Raw genomic sequence first — 1,293 nt, forward strand, 5'->3', positions numbered from 1 at the left:
TGGACACCTCGAAAAACTCTGGCTTTTGAGTGGCAGATTTGATTCATATCGCTGACGATGCGGTGGAGGCGACGATGGCAGGACAGCCCAGTTTCTTTGACCTATCTGACCGGTACGAGGCGCTGAGCGCGGCGGGCGATCCGCTGGAGCGATTGGCGGCGGTGGTGGACTTCGAGGTATTTCGCGGACCGTTGGTTGCAGCGCTTCGCCGCAGCGTTCGCGGCAAGGGCGGCAGGCCACCGTTTGACTCGGTGCTGATGTTCAAGATCCTGGTACTTCAGGCGCTCTATTCGCTGTCCGACGAGGCCGCCGAGTTCCAGATCAAGGACCGCTTGTCGTTTCAGCGGTTCCTGGGCCTCGGCCTCGACGGCACCGTGCCCGATGCGACGACGGTGTGGTTGTTCCGCGAGCGCCTGGTGCAGGCCAAGGCGATCGACAAGCTCTTCGCCCGCTTCGACGCCGCGTTGAAGGACCGAGGCTATCTCGCGATGGGCGGGCAGATCATCGACGCCACGGTGGTGCCGGCGCCCAAGCAGCGCAACACCGAGGCCGAGAAGGCCGCGATCAAGGAAGGGCGCGTGCCCGAGGAGTGGAAGCCGGCGAAGGCGCGACAAAAGGACAGCGATGCGCGCTGGTCGATCAAGTACAGCAAGGCCAAGGTCCGCGAGGGCGCCGATCCCAAGGCAGCGAAGCCTGTCGATCTGGCCATCCCGATGTTCGGCTATAAAAATCACATCGGTATCGACCGGGCCCACGGCCTGATCCGCACCTGGGGCGCCAGCGCCGCCAACGCCCATGACGGGGCGCGGCTGCCAGACCTGATCAGCAAGGGCAACACCGGTTCGGGCGTCTGGGCGGATACGGCCTATCGGTCGAAGAAGAACGAGGCCTTCCTCGAAAGTGGCATGTTCACCAGCCATATCCACCAGCGGCGCAAGCCAAAGCGTCCGATGCCCGAGCGGATCGCCAGGGCCAACACCCGGCGCTCCAAGATCCGCGCCCACGTCGAGCATGTCTTCGCAGGCCAGAAGCACCGCATGGGGCTCGTCGTGCGCACCATTGGCATCGACCGCGCCACCATCAAGATCGGCATGGCCAACCTTGCCTACAACTTCCAGCGCCTCGCTTGGCTTGAAGGGCGAACTGCGCCCGCTTGACACCGATCCGGCCCGAAAGGCCGCCCGACCGACCAATAATCGTCCGCTCAACCCCGCAAAACGGCATTCCCTGCGCCGCCGACAACCCCTCGCGCACTTGCCACGCCAAATTTACACGGTTCTTCGAGGTGTCCAG

Annotated in this window: 1 protein-coding gene; it reads left to right on the forward strand. The window is 64.0% G+C overall.

The window, feature by feature from the left end:
• Positions 1–74: 74 nt before the first annotated feature.
• The gene (locus EOE18_RS18180; RefSeq protein ID WP_127712166.1) at positions 75–1,157 is read left to right on the forward strand and encodes an IS5 family transposase; all 1,083 of its coding nucleotides are present in this window, start codon (positions 75–77) and stop codon (positions 1,155–1,157) included.
• Positions 1,158–1,293 lie beyond the last annotated feature (136 nt).

The sequence above is a fragment of the Novosphingobium umbonatum genome, assembly GCF_004005905.1.
Lineage (GTDB): Bacteria > Pseudomonadota > Alphaproteobacteria > Sphingomonadales > Sphingomonadaceae > Novosphingobium > Novosphingobium umbonatum.